General features: G+C 66.5%; 4 protein-coding genes. 1 reads left to right on the top strand and 3 read right to left on the bottom strand.

Annotated elements, in window-relative coordinates:
- A partial coding sequence (locus tag VJ307_00165) for a M20/M25/M40 family metallo-hydrolase (protein HJX72538.1) occupies positions 1 to 1089 on the top strand: 1089 nt, incomplete at its 5' end.
- Between the two features lie 13 nt (positions 1090 to 1102).
- Here the strand turns inward: VJ307_00165 and VJ307_00160 are convergent.
- The 3 genes from VJ307_00160 to selD all read right to left on the bottom strand — a co-directional run bounded on the left by VJ307_00160 (position 1103) and on the right by selD (position 3866).
- Positions 1103 to 2005: a hypothetical protein gene (locus VJ307_00160; protein HJX72537.1), complete on the bottom strand. Its 903-nt coding sequence runs from the start codon at positions 2003 to 2005 to the stop codon at positions 1103 to 1105.
- A gap of 291 nt (positions 2006 to 2296) precedes the next feature.
- A complete protein-coding gene (locus VJ307_00155; GenBank protein ID HJX72536.1) occupies positions 2297 to 2683 on the bottom strand; it encodes a DoxX family protein in 387 nt (128 codons plus the stop codon).
- A 55-nt stretch (positions 2684 to 2738) separates the two neighbouring features.
- The gene (selD, locus tag VJ307_00150; protein ID HJX72535.1) at positions 2739 to 3866 is read right to left on the bottom strand and encodes a selenide, water dikinase SelD; all 1128 of its coding nucleotides are present in this window, start codon (positions 3864 to 3866) and stop codon (positions 2739 to 2741) included.
- Positions 3867 to 3871 lie beyond the last annotated feature (5 nt).

The following is a 3871-nucleotide window of genomic DNA, read 5'->3' as shown; positions in this document are numbered from 1 at the left end:
GTCGTGCCGGCGCGGGCGGAGGAGTGGAGCGTTCCGCCGTTCTCCGCGCAGATCCGGGACGGATACATGTACGGCCGCGGGACGCTGGACACCAAGGGGCTCGGGGTGGCGCACCTGTGCGCCGCGATCGGCGCCGCCCGGGCCGGGACGCTGCGCCGCAAGCTCTTCCTCGTGGCGAACGCCGACGAGGAGGTCGGGGGGAAGGAAGGGGCGGAGTACTTCGTCCGGAACCTCCCCGTATCCTTCGGGCGCGCGTTCGGGATGAACGAGGGGGGCGTGGGCGTCCAGGACCTCTTCGGGGAGGGGGATTTCTTCCTCGTGACCCTGTGGGAGAAGGGGCCGCTGTGGCTCACCCTTTCCGCGGAGGGGAGGGCCGGGCACGGAAGCCGCCCGTCGCCCCGTGACGCCCCGGCCAGGCTTTCCCGGGCGATGGCGAGGATCGCCGAGTATCGCGGTCCCACGCGGCTTTGCGACCCGGTACGGGAGATGATGCGGACCCTTTTCGCGTTGGGGCGGATCGCCCTCGACCCGGCAACGCTTGACGGGGGGCCCGGGGATGTCGCGAAACTGGAGGAGTTCGCTTCCGCGTATCCCGAGATCGACCCGCTGCTGCGCAACACGTTCGCCGTGACGACGCTTGCGGCGGGATTCAAGCCGAACGTGATCCCCGCGAAGGCGGAGGGGACGGTGGACTGCCGCATTCTGCCGGGCGAGGATCCGGAGGACGTGGCCGGCCGGGTGCGGGAGATGGTGCAGGATCTGTCCGTCCGCGTGGAGATCGACTTCGCCGAGAGGCCGAACGGGTCGCCGCGGGGGCCCCTGTTCGACGCGCTGGAGGATGCGATCCGGTCGGTGCACCCGGACGCCGTCGTCATCCCTTACCTGTCCACCGGGTTCACCGATTCGCGCTTCTACCGATCGCTGGGGATCGACACCTACGGGCTGGCCCCGCTGCTTCTGCCACGGGGGGAGTTCGGGCGGATCCACGGCGTGGACGAACGGATCCCCCTTTCGGGGATCGAAGCGATGGTGCGGATCGTCTCTTCGCTGATCGCCCGGTGGAATGCATCGGGAGGGTCGTCCCCGTGACGCGGGGGCGCCGTCAGAACACGACTGTGTCGCCGTTGCCCAGGTAGAGCTCGCTCTTGCTGCCGTGCCTTCCCGACCCGCGCACGACGGGCATCCCGCGCTCGAGCATCTTCTGGACGGTCAGGACCCCCGTGCAGTGGTTGCAGGCGAATCGCTGCACCCGGAAGGAGGAGAGCTTGTCCAGCAGTTCGTCCTGGGCGGGCCCCCACTCCTCGAACGGCGAGATGTGCAGCCCCCCGTAGATCCCGTGGAACTCCAAGAAGCCGTCGAAGTTCTCCTGTGCGTACTCCAGAAGCCCGAGGACGCCCTGGTGGCAGCATCCCGTGACGGTGATCATCCCCCGCCCCTCCACGTGGAAGTAGAGGACCTGCTCCCCGTGGGTCTTGAGAAAGATCGGGATGTCGAAGGTGACCGAGGCGCAGCCGGGGAACAGGAGGTGCGGACCCTCCGGACCGAGCTCCACCACCTTCCCCGTGTGGCCCGATTGCCGGATGATCTCCCGGCTCTTCTCCGAGAAGCCGGTCGGGATCAGGATCTTCACGTCAGGGCGATATTTTACGGCGGCGGGAAGGCCCCAGAAGTGGTCGACGTGCTCGTGGGTGATGTAGAGGAAGTGGATCTCGCCGGCAGCGAGCATCCGGTCGATCCCCTCGCGGCGGAATACCTGGTCCATGTACTCGACGTCCCATCCCACGTCCATGAGGAACTTCCGGTTGCGGCCCCCTCCGTCCACGGATTCGATGAGGGACGAGACCCCCGCGGCGTTCTCCGGCGTCCACTTCACGTCGAACTGGTCGACGCCCAGGCCCCCGGCCTCCCGTACATCCTGCCGCATCCGGGCGTTGTCGTGCCAGGAGACCTCCGAAAGACACTTGATGGAAAGCGACCTTGCGCGCCCGATGTCGATCTTGCTCATCCCCTCACCTCCGCGCCATCTCGCATGCAGGATGAAAAACTCAGGAACGTCCCCGTTCTTAGGAACGTCCCCGGTTTTTATTCACCATACTACCACCGACCCGGCTCCGGAAAAAACAGGAGCGCGACGGAACTTTTTCGAAAGCAAAGGGACGTTCCTATACTTTTTTTTGCACGCACGGTTCCGCATCCTTCCTCCTGGCCACCGGCCATCGGGAAGTTTCATGAACGTCCCCATCCATTCTGAAAAGTTTTAAGAACGTCCCCTTGCTTTTTAGGAACGTCCCTGTTCTTAGGTCTTCCGGCGGAAGACGAACTCCCCCCCTCCCGCCGAGAGGACGGCCAGCAGGCCCCCCATGATCGCCACGTTCTTTACGAATTGGACGATCTGGGCGGGGTTGGAAAAATCCCGGTGGAAGACGGCCGTCGTCGGGATCAGGAAAAGGAGAAGGGCGAGCGCGCCCAGGCGCGGGTAGTACCCCAGGAGGACGGAGAGCCCCCCCCCGATCTCGAAGAGGATGGCCAGGACCAGGAAGAGCCCCGTCATCTTCATCCCGAACTTCGCCATGTAGGCCTGGGTCCCGGAGAACGCGAAGATCTTCTGCACGCCGGAGGAAAGGAAGATGCCCGACAGGAGGACGCGCGCAACCAGCATCCCGGCCGACGAAAGACGATCCATATGAGGGAACCTCCGAAGGGAATCGGTCGTAGCGGCTGGAAGAAGTATACCCCGATCAGACGACGGTGACGCGGTGCATCTCGGGCCCCGGCATCGCGAGGGTGCGGCCGATCGTCCACGCCCCCTCCCCCTCCCGCGCGAGGGCTTGCAGGAGCGCCTCGGCGCGCTCCTCGGGGACGAACAGGAGAAGCCCGCCCGAGGTCTGGGGGTCGGCAAGCAGAAGAATCTCCTCCTCCGGGAGGAGAGGCGGCACGCGCACCTTGGCGATCTGGAACGAGATATTTTCGTGGGTGCCGCCGGGGACGGGCGGAGAGCCGAACCGGGAGTGGAGGAACGAGGCGCCCGGGAAGGTCCGGCGGCCGGAGAGCGCCGCCACCACGCGGCGCCTCATCAGGTCGCGCACCCCCGGGAAGACCGGGACGTCCTTGAGCCGGATCTCGGCGCAGAGGTCGCTCCCCTCGAGGACCTCGATCAGGTGCCCGAGAAGGCCGAACCCGGTGACATCCGTGGCCGTGTGGATGCCGGCCTCCCGCCCCGCGCGGGCGGCCCCGGCGGAGAGCCTTGTCATCGAACGGATCGCGGCTTTCGTGGTCTCTTGCGGGGCGATCCCCCACTTGATCGCCGTCGTGACGATCCCCGTCCCGATCGGCTTGGTCAGCACGATGACGTCCTTGGGCTTCGCCCCCCGGTTGTCCCAGATTCTCTCCGGGTGGACCCTCCCCGTGACCGAAAGCCCGAACTTGGGCTCCTTGTCCCGGACCGTGTGCCCCCCGATGATGCAGATGCCCGCTTCCTTCGCCTTGTCGGCGGCCCCGGCCATGATGTCCGCCAGCAGGGGGAGGATCTTCGCGTCGTCCGGGAAGGCGGCTACGGCCAGGGCGAAGAGAGGCGTAGCCCCCATGGCGTAGATGTCGCTCAAGGAGTTGGCGGCGGCGATGGCGCCGTACAGGTACGGGTCGTCGACCACCGGGGTGAAAAAGTCGACGGTGGCCACCAGCGCCTCTTCTTCGGAAAGGCGGAACACCCCCGCGTCATCGGCGTGGGAGGTCCCCACGAGCACACGGGGATCGTCCGGCGGCGGAACGGCGGCCAATATCCGGGCAAGGACCCCCTGCCCCAATTTGGACGCTCAACCGGCGCACGAGGAGAGATGGGTGAGAAAGATCCTCTCGCGGTCGGTCAAAAGGT

It is taken from the genome of Candidatus Deferrimicrobiaceae bacterium, from assembly GCA_035256765.1.
Lineage (GTDB): Bacteria > Desulfobacterota > Deferrimicrobia > Deferrimicrobiales > Deferrimicrobiaceae > CSP1-8.
Note: the sequence above shows the minus strand (reverse complement) of the source record. Positions and strands in the feature narration are given on the sequence as shown.

What these genes read in the sequence shown, in the direction of transcription:
- VJ307_00160 (HJX72537.1), bottom strand. Translation starts at nt 2,005, where the DNA reads ATGAGCAAGATCGACATCGGGCGCGCAAGGTCGCTTTCCATCAAGTGT.
- VJ307_00155 (HJX72536.1), bottom strand. Translation starts at nt 2,683, where the DNA reads ATGGATCGTCTTTCGTCGGCCGGGATGCTGGTTGCGCGCGTCCTCCTG.